The organism is Grimontia sp. THUN1695 (assembly GCF_059704325.2).
In genome coordinates, this window is the sequence record NZ_AP046577.1 from 1,912,531 (window position 1) to 1,930,896 (window position 18,366).

Below are 18,366 nucleotides of genomic sequence, written 5' to 3' on the forward strand. Positions count from 1 at the left end.
TGTCATACTGATGCCTAAAGATTAGAACTAACATCACATTTTCTTTATTTTTCAGTCATAGGGAGTCAGGGGCATGATTGCTTTGGATTACGCATTCTGCCTGAAAGCAGGTAGGGCGATTTTCCCTCAAAAAGATCTTGATGGATTTTGCTTGGCTCTAGGCCTTATTTTTGACGAACTGGCCCCTAAATGCCGTTGCCAGCTCCTGCTCAAGTCGGAAGACAGCAATGGCTGGGGACAACTGGCAGATATCCAGTCAGGCAGTCACCGTATTTCCCTGCCCACTGTCGATCTCAATGACACCGATCTACATTTACTAACAACATTATTAAAAGCCGATGATTACCGCCTTCAACGCGACCAATGTCATCTACTGTTGCCGTTGATGATGCGTGGCACTGAGTTTGGCTGTCTGGTAATTAGCACCGCTGAGCCTGTCAAATCTGACCTACATGCAGAGAACATGCTAGCACTGCTGCTATCCGGCGCACTAGACAGCCATCTGCAGCATCAATTATTGAACCACGAAAAAGCTGACCACCAGAAAACAGAGAGAAAACTGGTGCAGGAAGTCAGCGCACAAAAAGGCCTGTTAGAGCAGCTCCATATACTGCATAAAATCTCGCTGCGTCTTTGGCATGCTCACTCATTGGACAATATGCTGCATACTGCGGTTTACGAGTGTATTCACGCGCTTGATTTCGACCGGATGGCAATATTCCTGCTCAACAGCCACACAGGCTTGATGCGTGGAACTTATGGCACCGACATCAATGGGAGGGTAACCAACGAGCAAGGGTACTGCACAGCCATTCACGAACATCACCATGCGAAAACCACTCTGGATAAGAAACAACACATCACTATCCATGACGATACGCCGCTTTATCATAACAACCAACAAGTAGGTATCGGATGGAATGCCACGATTTCTTTATGGGACGGTGATGAGCCTATCGGCTGGATTGCCTGTGATAACCTCATCACCCGAACACCGCTGAAAAGCTACCACAGTGAACTGCTCAAGTTACTGGGTGTCACCATGTCACAACACCTTATCCAGCGTCGGGCGCAAGATGATCTAAAGGCATTGAACCTGTCCCTTGAACATCGCGTTGCGGAGCGCACCGCACAGCTTGAAGAAGCCAATAAGCGCCTAAATCAGCTCTCCCGCGAGGATAGCCTGACCCAAGTACCTAACCGCCGGATGCTGGATGAAAAACTGGACGAAGAGTGGCGTCGGGCGCTGCGCTACCAAACACCACTTTCGATTCTGATTGTCGATATCGACCACTTTAAGCAATACAACGATAAATACGGCCATGCACTTGGTGACCAGTGCCTGACTAAAGTCGCCGAAACCCTCAGCAATGTTGAGCGCCGGGCCGGAGCCCTTCTAGCTCGTTTCGGCGGTGAGGAATTCGTGTTTCTTCTGCCGGGCAGCAGCCGTGAAAACGCATTGTGTGTTGCAAATCGCGCCCTAGATGCTGTGCGAAACTTAGCAATCCCTCACGGTGGCTCACCGATCGCACCCATAGTGACCATCAGTATTGGTGGCAAAACCACTATTCCTGATAAACCGAACAACCAGCAACAACTTTTTATTGATGCAGATGTGGCGCTCTATGAGGCAAAAAGCGCTGGAAAGAATCAGGCCTTCGTGTTTTAACGGCGACGCTTGGAAGGCTTAGCTCGCCTTGCACCTTTTTTGAATCGGTTTGGCTGGGCAGGCAATGAACGTAAACTGTCAGGCACTGGCCCCTGGCGGACGGTTTCCATCAGCATGTACAACTCAGACTCCAATGCCGCCATAAACGGCTGGTATGCCCCCTTTTTCTCCGCCATATCCTGCAACTGGCGCTCCCAGTGGGCGGTCATATCCGGATAACTGGCCTTTTCGGGCAGGGCATCTATCAACCCTTTCCCTGATACTGTCGAGCGGATCTTCTTACCTTCCCGAGATAGCAGGCCACGCTTAAACAACAGATCCAGAATCCCGGCACGCGTCGCTTCTGTTCCTAATCCGTCAGTATCACGCAAGATTTTCTTCAGCGAAGGATCTTTCACAAACCGGGCAATTCCCGTCATCGCCTGCAGCAGGGTGGCTTCAGTAAAATACCTTGGCGGCTCTGTCATACAATCTTTAATATTCCCTCTGGCACAGGTGAGCACTGTACCTTTATCAAGCGGCGGCACCAGGCTGTCGATGTCCTCATTTTGCGCTGTTTTGTCGCGGGACAGCAGCGCACGCCAACCCGGTGACATCAGTTTTTTACCCTTGGCAATAAACACACCACCTGAGATATCGAAATCCAGTTTGGCTTCGGCATATTCCGCTGGCGGATAAAACTGCATCAGGTACTGGCGCGCAATCAGCTCGTAGACATCCCGCTCCCGCCCACTCAATGCGCTGCTGCTTTTTGAGGTTGGAATGATGGCGTGGTGTGCTTCTACCTTACTGTCATTCCAGGCTTTCGACTTGAGGGAGAAATTGGCGTTTTTCACTGCCTCTGACAAGGCATCTGCGGTTTTGCCAATCGCTGCCGCCACATTTTGCGCTTCGTTGAAGTGGCCTTTGGGTAGATAGCGGCAATCTGAACGTGGGTAAGTGATCACCTTGTGTTTTTCATAGAGTGCCTGACAACATGCGAGCACATCAGCAGCACTCATATTAAACCGCTTGGCCGCATCAATTTGCAGCGCAGAAAGGCTATAGGGCAGCGGGGCAGATTGTTTGGTGCCCTTACGTTCAGACTTCACCACTGTTGCAGGCTGGCCTTCAATCCGGCGGGCCACATTTTCAACCAGCTTTCTCGCCAACACCCGCCCTTCTTCATCCTGCCAGGGCTGGCACGCTTCGCTCGGTTGCCAGCGGGCAAGGATATCGCTGCCCTGATAGGGGATCACCGCATCCAGTTGATAGAAAGGCTTTGGCACGAAGGCTTCAATTTCACGGTCACGACGGACAACAAGACCAAGAACCGGGGTCTGGACACGGCCGACAGACAACACGCCCTGATACCCAGCCTGTTTACCCAGCAAGGTATAAGCACGGGACATGTTCATGCCATACAACCAATCTGCCCTTGAGCGTGCCAGCGCAGAAACTGACAACGGAATAAACTCTGCGTTGCTGCGCAGTGCAGACAACGCCTTTTTCACCGCAGAGGTATTCAGGTCGTTGATCAGCAAACGCTGAATGCGTTTCTTCTTGGTGTCAGGAAGTTTGGCATGGCTGAACACTTCATCCACCAGCAATTGCCCTTCCCTGTCAGGGTCACCGGCATGGACAATATCATCAAACTGCTTGAGCAGTTTTTTCACCACGCCCAATTGCTTGGCGGCCGATTTTCGCGGCTTAAGGATCCATTGCGAAGGAAGGATAGGTAAATCATCCAGCCGCCAGGTTTTGTATTTCTCGTCATAGGCTTCAGGCTCAGCTTGCTCAAGCAAATGGCCAATACACCAGGTCACGGTGTCACCATTGCCGGCAACAACATATCCCTCGTGATTTTTATGGGGCTTGGGAAGCGCCGCAACAATGGCGCGGCCGAGACTGGGTTTCTCTGCGATAAAAAGTCGGGTCATGAAATACAAAACCAAGGAGTCATTAGCCAACAATTTATCGAAATTAAAAGGGGTTAACAACAATTAACTGGATATCCATCCAGTCAATTGTTGGTATAAAGAAGGATTTATAGGTAGGTCACATAGCTGGCAGTATCGCGCTTCGGTACACTGGCAGGCGTGCAATCAGGCGTACCCACGTACAGGAAACCGACGATTTCATCATCACCAGAGACATTAAATGCTTCACGTACCACCGGGTGATAAGCCCACTTACCGGTGCGCCAAAAACCCTGAAAGCCCAGGGCTACCGCGGCCATTTGCATTGCCTGGGCAGCGCATCCTGCCGAAATATGCTGTTCAATCACCGGCACCTTGTCATGTTGCTTGGTTCGGGCAATAACCGTGATAACCATTGGGGCGCGATACGGTGCAGTACGTGCTTTTTCAACCGCAGCGTCGTCTTCATTGTCCGCCTCTGCAGCACGTCTCAATATCTCAGACAGCTTATCCAGCCCTTCACCGGTGGCAACCACAAATTCCCAGGGTGTCAGTGCACCATGATCCGGGGCACGAAGGCCCGCTGCAAGCATGTTTTCAAGCGCTTCCCCAGAAGGTGCAGGCGCAAGTAAACGGGGAATTGAGCGACGCTGGGTCAAAAGGGTAATGGCGTCCATAACGTATCCTGAAATCGAAGAAAATATTATTCCCTGAAAATACCACAAAACCCAGGGAAGGATTCCACGCAGGTTTTGTGGTTTTTCACATGACTGCTCAGAGTGACAGCGCCAGTTCAACGCCCTGACGAATCGCCCGTTTGGCATCAAGTTCACCGGCATGCTCGGCACCACCAATCACATGGGTTTTCATCCCTTGGCTTTCAAGCGTCTTAGCCAGGCCATTCACTGACTCCTGCCCCGCACACACAATCACATGGTCAGCAGGCAAAACATGCTGCTGACCCTCCAGAGAGATATGTAAACCTGCATCATCTATTTTTTCGTAGCTGACGCCGCCCAGCAATTCTACGCCCCGCTTTTCCAACGTTTTACGATGGATCCAGCCTGTCGTTTTCCCTGGGCCTTTGCCAACACGCCCCGGCCTGCGTTGCAACAACCATACCTGACGCTGGGCAACAAAATGCGGCTGTGGGTGCAGACCACCTTCATACGAGATGCTCTGGTCGATACCCCAGTCTTTGAGCCAATCTCCCAGCGAGTGATTTTCAGGTTCAGTGATCATGGTCGCCACGTCGATACCGATGCCACCAGCACCAATCACTGCGACGCGCCCACCAAGCTCAGGTTTTTCACGGATAAAAGTCTGGTAATCAATGGTTTTGGGATGATCAATGCCCGGAATATTGGGGATACGAGGCTTCACGCCAGTCGCGACGACCACCTCATCAAATCCTTTTAGCGTGCCGGCATCAACCTCTGTGTTCAGGCGTACATCAATGCCTGACTGCTCAACCTTGCGGGTAAAATAGCGAATCGATTCCCTGAACTCTTCCTTGCCGGGAATTTGCATCGCCAGGTTAAACTGCCCACCAAGGGTTTCGCGTTTCTCAAACAGCACCACCTCAAAGCCTCGCTCAGCCGCGGTAGTGGCAAAAGCCATTCCTGCCATTCCGCCGCCAATCACAGCAATACGACGTTTATTGGCAGCTGGCGTCACCACCAGTTCCGTTTCATAACAGGCCTGCGGGTTCACCAGACAGCTGGCACGCTTGCCCTTAAACACATGGTCAAGGCACGCCTGGTTACAGGCGATACAGGTGTTAATGTCATCGGCTCGGCCTTCCTCTGCTTTGGCAACAAAAGCGGCATCGGCAAGGAATGGACGTGCCATCGACACCATATCTGCCTGCCCGGAAGCCAGGATATTTTCTGCGACGTCCGGTGTGTTAATGCGGTTGCAGGTCACCAGCGGTACGTTCACTTCGCCTTTCAGACGCTCGGTGACCCATGCAAACGCAGCACGCGGCACTTGCGTGGCTATAGTCGGGATCCGCGCTTCATGCCAGCCAATACCGGTATTGATGATAGTGACACCGGCACTTTCCAACGCTTTGGCAAGCATTACCACTTCCTCATGGGTACTGCCCTGCTCTACCAGGTCCAGCATAGAAAGGCGGAAAATAATGATGAAATCCTGCCCTGCCCGCTCACGTACGGCTTTAACAATGTCCACTGCCAGACGCATGCGGTTTTCATAACTACCGCCCCAGCGGTCATAACGGGTGTTTGAGCGTGCACAGATAAACTGGTTAATCAGGTAACCTTCCGACCCCATGATTTCGACGCCGTCATAACCCGCTTTTCGTGCCAGCTCTGCGCTTTTGGCAAAGTCTTTAATCGTATTGAGAATCTGGCGCTCACTCATCGCTGATGGAGAAAACGTTGAGATCGGCGATCGCATATCTGAGGCACTGAGCGCAAACGGATGCATCGCATAACGACCGGCATGCAGAAGCTGCAGCGCTATCTTGCCGCCATGCTGATGCACTGCATCGGTAATAGTGCGGTGCGCTCGGGCAGCACGACCGCTGCTGAATTGCGCACTCAGGGGATGGAGACGGCCCCGGAAATTTGGGGAAAAACCGCCAGTTACAATCAGGCCGACGCCGCCCTTTGCCCGCTCCGCATAAAAAGCGGCGAGCTTTTTGAACCCGTCATTTGATTCTTCCAGTCCCGTGTGCATCGACCCCATCAATACACGGTTTTTTAACTGCGTAAAGCCAAGATCTAACGGCGCGAGTAAGTGTGGGTACGGCGAATTCATGAAGCGCTTCCATTGTTATTATTCGTTCTGGTCAGACCAAGATAAGTCAGGCAAATAAAAGTTTCAAACGTTTGTTTACATTTCTACAACATCAATCACCACTATTCTATTTGGGTAGGATTCGATACGATTAACGTCAGGTAAAGACGCTGGATAACCAAATGAAAACGCTTTTTAAATTTATCGGTACCTTCTTAAAAGGGTGCTGGAAGGCACTGAGTTTTGCCCGTCAGTTAATTTTGAACATCCTGTTCATTGTCGTTTTGGTCGGGATTTATTTTATGTTCACTATGGAGCATGAAACACAAACCAAACCGGTTGAACAGCCCGAAAGGGCGCTGCTGATTGATATTGCCGGACCCATTGTTGAAAAACGGCGCCGTATCGACCCTTACGATTTCGCCACCCGAAACCTTTTCGGTCAGCAAATGCATGTCGAAAATGTGCTCTTCGACATCGTTGATCAAATCCGCGCAGGCGCGAAAGACGACAAGATCAATGGCATGGTGCTGAGCCTTTCTGATATGTCAGAAACCAGCCTGACCAAGCTGCGCTATATCGCCAAAGCGATCAATGAGTTCAAGGCAACCGGAAAACCTGTCGTGGCAATCGGTGATCACTACAACCAAAGCCAGTATTACCTCGCCAGTTATGCTGACGAGATATTTATGGCGCCAGATGGGGCAGTGCTTCTTCGTGGCTATGGTAGCTATACCCTTTACTTCAAAGACTTATTAGAAAAGCTCGATGTGACCACCCATGTTTTCCGCGTCGGTACCTACAAGTCTTTTGTTGAACCATATACCCGCACCGGCATGTCGGAAGAGGCCCGTGAAGCGAACTCTGTCTGGCTGAACCAGCTTTGGGCGGCCTTTGTGGATGATGTGGCAACAAACCGCAAGATCGACCCTGCTGTGCTTACGCCAGATGCACCGAGCCTGATCGCTGAGCTGAAAGAAGCCGGGGGGGATTTTGCGAAGCTGGCACAAAACATGGGGCTGGTTGATGAACTGCTGACCCGTCAGCAAATCCGTCGCCGTCTTGCCGATATGCTTGGCAGCGATGGCCAAGACAGTTTCAATTACGTCAGCATTTACGATTATGTGCCACTGAATTTCGACTACCCGAAAGCCAACCAAATTGCGGTTGTAGTGGCCAGTGGCGCCATCATTGATGGCTTTGAAACGGAAGGCACTATTGGCGGCGATACAACGGCAGCACTGCTTCGCGATGCCCGCCTGAACGATGCCATTAAAGCCGTGGTACTGCGTGTAGACAGCCCCGGAGGCAGCGCATTTGCCTCAGAAGTTATCCGTAACGAAGTGGATGCCCTAAAGAAAGCGGGCAAACCTGTGGTTGTCTCTATGTCGAGTGTGGCCGCTTCCGGCGGGTACTGGATTTCCAGCAGCGCTGACCGCATTCTGGCGCAGCCGACCACGATCACGGGCTCTATCGGTATCTTCGGCATCCTGACCACGTTTGAGGATGTGCTGGCAAAATATGGTGTGTATAACGACGGTATCGGTACCACGCCATTTGCTGGTGTAGGTGTGACACGTGCATTGCCCGATGACATCAGCGATATCATGCAACTGGGTATTGAAAACGGCTACCAGCGCTTTATCGGTCTGGTCGCCAGTGAACGCAACCTCTCGTTGGAAGACGTAGACAAAGTAGCACAGGGGCGCGTCTGGACAGGCTACGATGCCATGAAGCGTGGACTTGTCGACCAGATGGGGGACTTTGATGATGCCATTGCTGTCGCGGCAGAGCTGGCCAAGATAGAAGAATATTCCCTGAACTGGATGGAAGAACCACTGACCCCAGCGCAACAGTTGATCTATAACCTGATCAGCCAGACGATGGTCATGCTGGATATTCAGCCATTAGTTACCCTGCCAAAAGCAGCACAACAATTTGCTAACGCGGCAATTACCGAGATAAACAACCTAAATAACTTCAATGATCCAAATGGGCAATATGCGCTATGCCCAAATTGCAGTTATTATGAAAACTGAGATCTCCCCATCACCCTCGGCATTTGCCGGGGGTTTTTTTCGCAAATCCACCCCGTATAATGCGCCCACTACCTCGTCTACATTTAAGTTGTGAAGATGGAAAGAAAACACATTTATATCGCCTACACAGGCGGCACAATCGGCATGCTAAAATCCGAACAGGGTTACATCCCTGTGTCTGGTTTTATGCAAGAACAACTCAAACGAATGCCGGAATTCCATCGTCCAGAGATGCCTGAATTCACTATCCATGAATACAGCCCCCTGATTGACTCTTCAGACATGACGCCGGCAGATTGGCAGCGCATTGCAGACGATATTCGTGACAACTACGACAACTACGATGGCTTTGTCATTCTCCACGGCACAGACACCATGGCTTACACAGCATCAGCATTGTCTTTCATGCTGGAGAACCTTGATAAGCCAGTTATCGTAACAGGGTCACAAATCCCACTGGCAGAGCTACGCTCTGACGGTCAGGCAAATCTGCTAAATGCGCTGCATATTGCGGCAAACTACCCGATCAACGAAGTTACCCTGTTTTTCAACAACCAGCTTCTGCGCGGTAACCGCAGTACCAAATCCCACGCGGACGGGTTCAATGCGTTTACCTCGCCTAACCTGCCACCGCTACTGGAAGCCGGTATCAACATCCAATTGCATGGCGCTGAGATTGACAAGAAACCTGAGGGTAAATTCAAGGTCCACACCATCACTGAGCAGCCGGTCGCCATTATCATGATGTACCCGGGTATTTCTCCGGAAGTGATCCGAAATGCGCTGAAACAACCGGTAAATGCCATGATTCTGCTGACTTTCGGCGTAGGTAATGCACCGCAGAATCAGGAACTGCTGGGGCTGCTGCGTGAAGCAACCAGCCGGGGCGTGGTGGTATTGAACTTGACGCAGTGTCTGACTGGTAAAGTGAACATGGGCGGATACGCAACAGGCTGCGCATTGGCTGAAGCTGGCGTACTGAGCGGCTACGACATGACGCCGGAAGCTGCATTGGCGAAACTGCACTTCCTGCTCAGCCAAGACTTACCTATGGACGCGGTTCGCACGCAACTCCAGCAAGACCTGCGTGGAGAACTGACACTGTAAAACACCTCTGGATCAAAACAGGCCAGCAACCCACTGGCCTGTTTTATCGTTCAGAACATCTCTTTAGTCGCTGTCGTTAACCCTGGTCTGAACGATGGTTTCCTGATTGGAAGCAAATTCACGCTTAAGCTGCGCTTTAGACTTCAGTGTGATCTCACCGCCTGCGCCCACTGTCATGTGTTGTGGATTGGTGTTATGGCGGGATTGATAAAGCATGACCACCTGCATGGCATGATCGCGCTGCTCTTGGGTCAGCGGTGTCCCTTCTGGCCATTTCCCAGTTTCAACAGCAAACATGAGACGTTCATAAACGTCTGGGGTGACAGTGGACAATAGCTGCTCAATATCCATGATAGATCCTCTGTGTTCCTTGACATTTCAGGGCTAAGTCATTCACGTTAAACAATAAATCACTTCACCACTATAGAAAAATGAAAGCCCGGCTTGTTCTCACCGAGGGTGTCAGTCTTTTTTAGCACTTTAGTGTCTGTTTTAATTTCCCAATGCCCGCAATACTACTGATTTTCATCTGAATACGCACCCTATGCCTTGAGAGATCCTTAGCCTTTTGCCAATTTTAGGCGACGAAGCTCGGCAAACGGACATAGTTACACGAGAGCAAGGAGCAAGCCGAACCAAAACCAGACGCCTTGTAGTAAAGTCTGCCCGCCCGGTCTCCCCGACCCACGATGCTGTATCCGTGGCTTAACCATGTATCCACGATTACCGAGAGTAGGTACGTCTTATGACCTCGATTTCAGGCACCAATTCAAACAATAACCTCGTTGGCATGAGCGATGATGACAACATTTACGGCCTGCTTGGCAATGACACCTTACTGGGATATGGAGGCAATGACTCCCTCTACGGCGACACGCCTCCGTCCGAAATACAAACGCTGACGCCCGGTACAGACGGCCGCTATGCCATTCAACATGACACCTTTATTTCGGTGACCTTGTCTCAGTTTAATTTTCCACCCACTGAAGCGCAAAGCCTCGGTTATGCCATTCTCGACGCGTCAGGCACGATATTAAGTCGCGAGATTATTGTTGATGATGCAAACACCGCGGAACGTGGCTCGGCCATTGATATTAATGTTGGAAACGGCGTAAGTCTGGTGTTTTTCACCTTGCCTTCCTCCGAGCGTTCTGGATTCGCATGGCGACCACTTGATCTCAATGCAGTCAACACAAATATACCGCCGTCCAATGTTACTATCACCGTTGAGGAAATCAGCACCACCAACAATCATGGCAACGACAACCTTTATGGCTATGACGGTGACGACAGGCTGTTTGGAGAAGGCGGAGATGATTTTCTTATCGGCGGTCAAGGCAATGATATTTTGTCCGGTGGAGAGGGCAATGACGTTCTCTGGGGCGAAAATGGTGATGATCACCTACACGGGGGGGATGGCGATGACATTCTACAAGGCCAAAACGGTATCGACAAACTTGAGGGAGGCGCCGGAAATGACAGCCTTTATGGCGGCCGCGACAATGACACCTTGTTGGCAGGTAAAGGTGCAGACTTTGTCCGTGGCCAGAATGGTGATGATGTTATCCGAGGTGGTGCTGGTGACGATGAACTCTGGGGTGACAACGGCGACGACATAATCCGGGGAGATCAGGGGGCCGATTACATTGAAGGCGGCAACGGGAATGATTTGCTCTTTGGCGGCGCCGGGAATGATCAAATCCTCGGTGGTCGCGGGGATGATGATATTCGCGGTAACAGCGGAGACGACATCATTTATGGCGAAGGAGGCGACGATATCCTTCGTGGAAATGCCGGGAATGATTACCTGGACGGTGGTGAGGGTAATGACTGGATATTCGGTAACCTCGGCAGTAACACATTACTGGGTGGAAACGGTGACGACTACCTGTTAGCAGGCTGGAACAGCCATGACAACTTGCTCGATGGCGGAAGCGGCGAAGATATCCTTATCGGTAGCACCCACTCAGACACATTGATTTTTGATCTCAACGATTTTCAGGGACAAACGGAAACAACATCAGACGGCAGAGTCATTAACCAACATATCTATGATGCTTCAACCGGCTTTGACACCCTGAGGATATCAGGCTCTGTACATGTAGATTTTACCGGTAACAGTTATCAGAATAATCCAGACATTACAGGCAATGTCATTGCTGGCATCGAGTCGGTTATTGGTGACAGCAGTCATCAGACCGTTACAATCAATATCTATGGAATCAATGCTCAGTCCGACACCACAGACAATGATGACTGGCAGGGCTTTGTTACCTGGTTGGGTGAAGGGGAAGATACCCTCAACCTGACAGGAAGTCACTGGCAATACGATGCAGCTGATATTTCCAATGCTGACATTACGCCAGCTATGCTTGAAAAGATGGCGTTGACAACCACCCAAGCATCACAGCTTCAGGCATTTGTCTTCAATAACATCTACAGTGATGCTCAGGTCACTATATGGACGGATGCAGAAAGCATTACCTATCAGGGAATGGATCTTCTCTGACCCATCTGGGGACGCAAAAACGAAAGGCCTGCTCATGTAGCAGGTCTTTTTTATCTCTGTGGACTCACGCAAAAGTCGTGAAATGCGCATAAACTGAAAGGTAGTGTTTATGTTATAAGTCATTTGTATGCATAAAGAGACAGAGCCACAAAGACCATGAAAACAGGCTTACTGAACCACCCGATTAAATTGGCCCTCATTGCCACCATCCCATTTTTTATTGTGGGATGCTTCGAGAGCAACCGAAGCACTGCCCAGTTGTGTGAGAATTATCCGCAGATCTGCTATAAGCTCAACATCCGGGATGGGCAATGCCGGCATGAACGTACCGACCTTATCTGGCAACGTTATGATGTGGTAAAGAAAGGCTCCGACCTCAACAAGTTTGATGAACTTTTGCTGACCAAAAAATATGCCAAGTGTATGGAGCTTGCTGCCCAAATCGAAACAACGACACTGAAAGCCAAGAAAACCTTGCGCACAGAAGCCCTTTTCCATGCTTACGACGCCATCGAAATGCTGGAAAATGATCTGAAAAACTCCTATCAACCTTCCATTATCTACTATCGTTGGACACAAGGTGATAACGAGGCACTGGAACAGTTCCTGAAACTGGAAGAAACCGAATACCTAGATACTCCCGAACTGCAACTGGGGCTGGCGACTTACTATGTCGACAAAGACAAAACTCACACGATTGAACTGCTGCTAAAAGCACTGAGTTTTTACGATGGCCGCGCAGGCAAGACCCGTGAAGAGGTCATTCCTGAAGTGATCAAGTCTCTTGCAACGGCAAATCACTCACTGGGCAAACTAGACAATGCATACTTTTGGGCACTGGTTGGCGGAAAGTTGGGACTGCCTATCGCTAAAGAAGCGCAACTGAAATTGCTCTACCCCATGGCAGATGCTCGCAGGGCAGCCATTGCAGATATTGCTAACGATATTGCTTCAGAAATCGAAGACGGTGACTTTGAAAAAGGCTTGCTAAAGCAACTGTCCGCGCTTGGCAACCCATCTTGATAATCTCCTGCATCAAAGCCACAGAATGTGAATAATGTGCACTTTTCGCCCGTGAAACAGAAAGCGGTCAGCTCTGATCTTTAAATGTCATCGACACAGAGTTGACACAATAGCGTTTTCCCGTCGCTGTCGGTCCGTCATCAAACACATGACCCAGATGACTGCCACATGCCCGACAACGGATTTCCGTTCTCATCATCCCGTGGCTGTGATCTGGCAGGTAACGAATAGCCCCTTCCACCGCAAAGTCAAAGCTCGGCCAACCACAACCAGAATCAAACTTTGTGTCTGAATCAAATAAGTACTCACCACAACAGACACAATGATATGTCCCTTTTTTATGGTTATGTAATAAAGCACCACTAAATGGTGGTTCAGTGTGTCCAAGACGGCACACTTTATAAGCATCTTCAGAAAGTTCTGCTTTCCACTCTTTATCTGATTGCATCACGTCCTCTTTATATAAGGGAAGTTATTTAACCGCCAAATTGCTTGCAGTAACTACCGTTAGGACATAATAAGCACGTCTTCCCGTCGTCCTATTACACCTAATACCCGCGATCAAAAAGCGCTTTACCTGCAGAGTCAACGCGCTAATGTTCAAAGGCATTTTGTCGTTTCAACAATGTGTTACAGCCACCGCAGCCAAACTCGTTTTTAAGTCTCAATTTTCGCACTGACCCAGCCCTCTATTGCCATCATACTTAATATTCAAAACAAATATGCGCCTGCTGGCGTATAGCAGCATTATTGAACAAATATCAAACAACTCAACTTCGCAAGAATATTTCAAATATTTTGTAGTATGTTCAAATATTGTTTAGGCGCTGTAATAATAATCCGTACTGTTTTTTGACTTTAAGCAATTTAGATGGGTTTTTTGCTTGCATGGGTGATATTGATTCTGTAATTTTACTACCAATTCTCTTTCACTAGATATTAAGTTGTGGAGCAACATAATGACTATCAAAGTAGGTATTAACGGTTTTGGCCGTATCGGCCGTTTCGTTTTCCGTGCGTCTGTTGAACGTGACGACATTGACGTTGTAGCAATCAACGACCTGATCGACGTTGACTACATGGCATACATGCTGAAGTACGATTCAACTCACGGCCGTTTCAACGGTACCGTTGAAGTTGAAGGCGGCAACCTGATCGTTAACGGTAAAACTGTTCGTGTTACCGCTGAGCGCAACCCTGCAAACCTGAAATGGGACGAAGTAGGTGTTGATGTTGTAGCAGAAGCAACGGGTATCTTCCTGACTGATGAAACAGCTCGCCAGCACATCACTGCTGGGGCGAAGAAGGTCGTTCTAACTGGCCCATCTAAAGACGCAACACCAATGTTCGTTATGGGTGTTAACCACAACTCATACGCAGGTCAAGACATCGTTTCTAACGCGTCCTGTACCACAAACTGCCTGGCGCCAATCGCGAAAGTACTGAACGACAAATTCGGTATCGAATCAGGTCTGATGACCACCGTTCACGCAACCACTGCAACCCAGAAAACGGTTGACGGTCCTTCTGCGAAAGACTGGCGCGGTGGCCGTGGTGCTTCTCAGAACATCATCCCATCTTCAACCGGTGCAGCTAAAGCGGTTGGCGTTGTCCTGCCTGAGCTGAACGGCAAACTGACTGGTATGGCTTTCCGCGTTCCTACTGCGAACGTTTCAGTGGTTGACTTGACTGTTAACCTGAAAGAAGGCGCATCATACGAAGCTATCTGTGCAGCAATGAAAGAAGCGTCAGAAGGTGAACTGAAAGGCGTTCTGGGTTACACCGAAGACGATGTTGTTTCTCAAGACTTCATCGGTGAAGTGAATACGTCAGTATTCGATGCGAAAGCAGGTATCGCACTGACTGACAAATTCGTTAAAGTTGTATCTTGGTACGATAACGAAATCGGTTACTCAAACAAAGTTCTGGACCTGATTGCTCACATCTCTAAGTAATCTCCCGGATTGCCCTTAAGGTATGAGTGACAAAAGGCGGCTGGTTGGCCGCCTTTTTTGTACCTGAGTTTTGTATCTAACGTTTAAAAGGTGCCTTCATGGACGTTAAACAGCTCCCTACCCTTGCCGTACTTTCAGATTGCGTCACTATCTGCGAACTGGGCGGTATCAACATTGTTCGCATCATTCACCCCAAAGCCACAGCGGCAATTTCCTTATTCGGTGGTCATGTACTCAGCTTCGTACCCACGGGTAAAAAAGAAATGCTCTGGGTAAGTAAAAACGCAGACTTCACCGGTAACAACGCCATTCGAGGAGGCATCCCGGTATGCTGGCCCTGGTTTGGCAAGGCGGCCGCCCCTTCACACGGTTTTGCCCGCATCCATGAATGGACGCTCAATGAACACCGCGAAAATGACCACGGTGTCATTGTCAGCCTTACACTGTCAGACACACCAGAAACCCGCACTATCTGGCCACATGCGTTTCATGCTGAATTGCAGGTTGAGGTGAGCGAAACACTCAAAGTCAGCCTGATTTCAACCAACACTGGCAAAAGCCCAATCCAGATTGGCGGCGCGCTGCATACCTACCTCAACATCGGTGATATTCATCAAACCACCGTTTCCGGGCTAGGCAATGAGTACATTGAGAAGGGTGAGCGTAAACCCAGCCCTGGCAACGTCACCTTCAAAGGCGAGGTAGATCGCATCTATACCCAAGCGTCTGAGCGCATCATCGTTGAAGACACGGTCAACCATCGACGCATTGCCGTGGCCAACAGAGGCAACAACTGCGTAGTGGTCTGGAATCCATGGCAAGCACTGGCTGAGAGCATAGCCGACATGGAAAACGATGGATTCTTAACCATGGTTTGTACCGAGTCGGCCGTGTACGACAGAAGTGTGACACTCCAACCGGGCGAGCAGCATACCCTCTCAACCGAGATAATTTGCAGATAAGCCGTTAAGCATTAAACAACCATCACCTAAGCCGGAACCTCAGTGTTTCGGCTTTTTCCTTGTCTGGCATCTTTAAAACAGGGTTCACAAAGACATAAGAAATCGCTCGCCAACAAGTGTCGAAATCCACAGTGAGGAAAGTCTTACTGTTCAGTCCAGAAAAAACCGAATGATAGAGACCGCCAAACACCCAGTGTTTCAGGTTTAATTGTGACAGACATTGAAAATGCCAGCAAAGCGTCTCGATGATGAGAATTTTCCACGAGGAACGAATCGTTAGATGAATTTCCTGTGTATAAACGGTTAAGTAGAGATATTCACACAACCAAACCATGGTAGCGCGAATACAACACCGAATAACAAAAGGGAAAAATATCGAAAAAACAAGTAATTCAACCAAGCAAATTGATCAGTTGCGACTAGTCTTAAAAGAGTGAGGGTATGAAAGCAACTGCGCCGATATCCTTTCTACTTGATAACAGCACGATTTAGGGGGCAGGACCATGAGTATTTTCGACCACTATCGTCAGCGCTACGAAGAAGCAAAAGACGAAGAGCTGAGCCTTCAAGAGTTTTTGGACCTTTGCCGGGAAGACCGCAGTGCATATGCCAACGCGGCAGAAAGGTTGTTAATGGCTATTGGTGAACCGGAGATGATCGACACTGCACTCGATCCCCGTTTAAGCCGCCTATTTTCCAACCGGGTAATTTCACGTTACAAAACATTCGAAGACTTCTACGGCATGGAAGATGCTATCGAGCAAATTGTGTCTTACCTCAAGCATGCTGCGCAAGGTCTGGAAGAGCGCAAACAAATCCTGTACCTTCTGGGGCCTGTCGGTGGCGGTAAATCATCACTGGCCGAAAAACTCAAAAGCCTGATGCAGAAAGTGCCGATTTATGTGCTGACTGCCAACGGCGAGCGTAGTCCTGTCAATGATCATCCGTTTTGTTTGTTTGATGCTGTTGAGGACGGTGCACTGCTGGAAAGTGAATACGGTGTACCGCAACGTTACCTGCGCAGTATTATGTCACCCTGGGCGGCTAAACGGCTGCACGAATTTGGCGGTGATATTTCCAAGTTCAAAGTGGTAAAAGTCCGGCCATCTATCCTTGAGCAAGTCGCCATCGCAAAAACCGAGCCCGGCGATGAAAACAATCAGGACATTTCGTCTCTGGTCGGTAAAGTTGACATAAGACAGCTCGAGCATTTTGCCCAGGATGATCCTGATGCCTACAGCTACTCCGGCGCACTGTGTAAAGCCAACCAAGGCGTGATGGAGTTTGTAGAGATGTTCAAAGCACCGATTAAAGTGCTTCACCCACTACTTACTGCCACACAGGAAGGCAATTACAACGGTACAGAAGGGCTCTCTGCCCTCCCCTTTGATGGCATGATCCTGGCGCATTCGAACGAGTCAGAGTGGCAAACCTTCCGTAACAACAAGAACAACGAAGCGTTTCTTGATCGTGTTTACATCGTGAAGGTGCCTTATTGCCTACGCGTCTCCGAAGAAATAAAAATCTACGAAAAATTACTGGAAAACAGTGAGCTGTCGAATGCACCTTGTTCACCAAGCACGCTCGACATTCTTGCCCGTTTTAGTGTGCTTTCACGGCTCAAAGAGCCAGAAAACTCCAGTATCTTCTCGAAAATGCGTGTTTATGACGGTGAAACCCTGAAAGATACAGATCCCAAAGCCAAGTCCTATCAGGAGTACCGCGACTATGCGGGGGTAGACGAAGGTATGAATGGTCTTTCAACCCGTTTTGCCTTCAAGATCCTCTCCCGTGTATTCAACTTCGACCACTCAGAGGTCGCTGCAAACCCAGTCCACCTGTTTTATGTACTGGAACAGCAGATAGAACGTGAGCAGTTTCCGCAGGAGAGCGCTGAGAAATACCTCGAAAACCTGAAAGGCTACCTGATCCCGAAATATGTTGAGTTTATCGGTAAAGAAATTCAGACAGCCTATCTCGAATCGTACTCCGAATATGGTCAGAATATCTTTGACCGTTACGTGACCTATGCTGATTTCTGGATCCAGGATCAGGAATACCGTGACCCTGACACCGGACAGTTGTTTGACCGCTCAGCGCTCAACAGTGAACTGGAGAAAATTGAGAAACCCGCAGGCATCAGTAACCCGAAAGACTTCCGTAATGAGATCGTGAACTTTGTGCTTCGTGCCCGTGCCAACAACGAAGGCAAAAACCCAGTATGGACAAGCTACGAAAAACTTCGCACCGTTATTGAGAAGAAGATGTTCTCAAACACCGAAGAGCTGCTGCCAGTGATTTCCTTCAATGCGAAAACATCCACGGAAGAGCAGAAGAAACACGATGACTTCGTCGCCCGTATGATGGAAAAAGGGTATACCCGCAAGCAAGTCCGTCTGCTGTCAGAATGGTACCTGCGTGTGCGTAAATCCTCGTAAACA

General features: G+C 49.5%; 13 protein-coding genes. 8 read left to right on the forward strand and 5 right to left on the reverse strand.

The genetic code is table 11. From position 1 onward, the window contains the following. Window positions 1-73 precede the first annotated feature (73 nt). Window positions 74-1,669 carry a GGDEF domain-containing protein gene (locus tag AC6IB1_RS12220; protein ID WP_497566892.1) on the forward strand — a complete coding sequence of 532 codons (1,596 nt, stop codon included), beginning with the start codon at window positions 74-76 and terminating at the stop codon, window positions 1,667-1,669. Here AC6IB1_RS12220 and AC6IB1_RS12225 read toward each other — a convergent pair. The 3 genes from AC6IB1_RS12225 to AC6IB1_RS12235 all read right to left on the reverse strand — a co-directional run bounded on the left by AC6IB1_RS12225 (window position 1,666) and on the right by AC6IB1_RS12235 (window position 6,351). After that, on the reverse strand, window positions 1,666-3,588 hold the full coding sequence (locus tag AC6IB1_RS12225; RefSeq protein WP_497566893.1) for a DNA topoisomerase 3: 1,923 nt from the start codon (window positions 3,586-3,588) through the stop codon (window positions 1,666-1,668). The genes AC6IB1_RS12220 and AC6IB1_RS12225 overlap by 4 nt on opposite strands. A gap of 107 nt (window positions 3,589-3,695) precedes the next feature. Then, window positions 3,696-4,244 (reverse strand): NAD(P)H nitroreductase, encoded by a 549-nt coding sequence (locus AC6IB1_RS12230; protein ID WP_497566894.1) that lies wholly within the window; start codon window positions 4,242-4,244, stop codon window positions 3,696-3,698. A gap of 97 nt (window positions 4,245-4,341) precedes the next feature. Then, window positions 4,342-6,351 carry an oxidoreductase gene (locus AC6IB1_RS12235; RefSeq protein ID WP_497566895.1) on the reverse strand — a complete coding sequence of 670 codons (2,010 nt, stop codon included), beginning with the start codon at window positions 6,349-6,351 and terminating at the stop codon, window positions 4,342-4,344. A gap of 161 nt (window positions 6,352-6,512) precedes the next feature. Between AC6IB1_RS12235 and sppA the strand changes: the two genes are divergently transcribed. Next, a complete protein-coding gene (sppA, locus tag AC6IB1_RS12240) occupies window positions 6,513-8,369 on the forward strand; it encodes a signal peptide peptidase SppA (RefSeq protein ID WP_497566897.1) in 1,857 nt (618 codons plus the stop codon). Between the two features lie 96 nt (window positions 8,370-8,465). Beyond that, on the forward strand, window positions 8,466-9,476 hold the full coding sequence (ansA, locus tag AC6IB1_RS12245) for an asparaginase (RefSeq protein WP_497566898.1): 1,011 nt from the start codon (window positions 8,466-8,468) through the stop codon (window positions 9,474-9,476). 63 nt (window positions 9,477-9,539) lie between these two features. On the opposite strand, the gene AC6IB1_RS12250 is transcribed toward ansA, so the two are convergent. Further along, window positions 9,540-9,827 carry a YeaC family protein gene (locus AC6IB1_RS12250; protein ID WP_497566899.1) on the reverse strand — a complete coding sequence of 96 codons (288 nt, stop codon included), beginning with the start codon at window positions 9,825-9,827 and terminating at the stop codon, window positions 9,540-9,542. A 394-nt stretch (window positions 9,828-10,221) separates the two neighbouring features. On the opposite strand from AC6IB1_RS12250, the gene AC6IB1_RS12255 reads away from it, so the two are divergent. Together AC6IB1_RS12255 and AC6IB1_RS12260 are read left to right on the forward strand one after the other, a co-directional pair. Continuing rightward, complete coding sequence (locus AC6IB1_RS12255; protein ID WP_497566900.1) at window positions 10,222-11,985, forward strand: calcium-binding protein; 1,764 nt, start codon at window positions 10,222-10,224, stop codon at window positions 11,983-11,985. A gap of 156 nt (window positions 11,986-12,141) precedes the next feature. Next, window positions 12,142-13,008, forward strand: a complete 867-nt coding sequence (locus AC6IB1_RS12260; protein WP_497566901.1) for a DUF2989 domain-containing protein — start codon at window positions 12,142-12,144, stop codon at window positions 13,006-13,008. Between the two features lie 67 nt (window positions 13,009-13,075). On the opposite strand, the gene msrB is transcribed toward AC6IB1_RS12260, so the two are convergent. Beyond that, window positions 13,076-13,456 carry a peptide-methionine (R)-S-oxide reductase MsrB gene (msrB, locus tag AC6IB1_RS12265; protein WP_497566902.1) on the reverse strand — a complete coding sequence of 127 codons (381 nt, stop codon included), beginning with the start codon at window positions 13,454-13,456 and terminating at the stop codon, window positions 13,076-13,078. 511 nt (window positions 13,457-13,967) lie between these two features. On the opposite strand from msrB, the gene gap reads away from it, so the two are divergent. The 3 genes from gap to AC6IB1_RS12280 all read left to right on the forward strand — a co-directional run bounded on the left by gap (window position 13,968) and on the right by AC6IB1_RS12280 (window position 18,363). After that, entirely contained in the window at window positions 13,968-14,963 is a 996-nt protein-coding gene (gap, locus tag AC6IB1_RS12270; protein WP_005503431.1) for a type I glyceraldehyde-3-phosphate dehydrogenase, read from the forward strand. A 98-nt stretch (window positions 14,964-15,061) separates the two neighbouring features. Next, window positions 15,062-15,925 carry a D-hexose-6-phosphate mutarotase gene (locus AC6IB1_RS12275; RefSeq protein ID WP_497566903.1) on the forward strand — a complete coding sequence of 288 codons (864 nt, stop codon included), beginning with the start codon at window positions 15,062-15,064 and terminating at the stop codon, window positions 15,923-15,925. Window positions 15,926-16,428: 503 nt separating this feature from the next. After that, window positions 16,429-18,363 carry a PrkA family serine protein kinase gene (locus tag AC6IB1_RS12280; RefSeq protein ID WP_005503435.1) on the forward strand — a complete coding sequence of 645 codons (1,935 nt, stop codon included), beginning with the start codon at window positions 16,429-16,431 and terminating at the stop codon, window positions 18,361-18,363. Window positions 18,364-18,366: the final 3 nt, after the last annotated feature.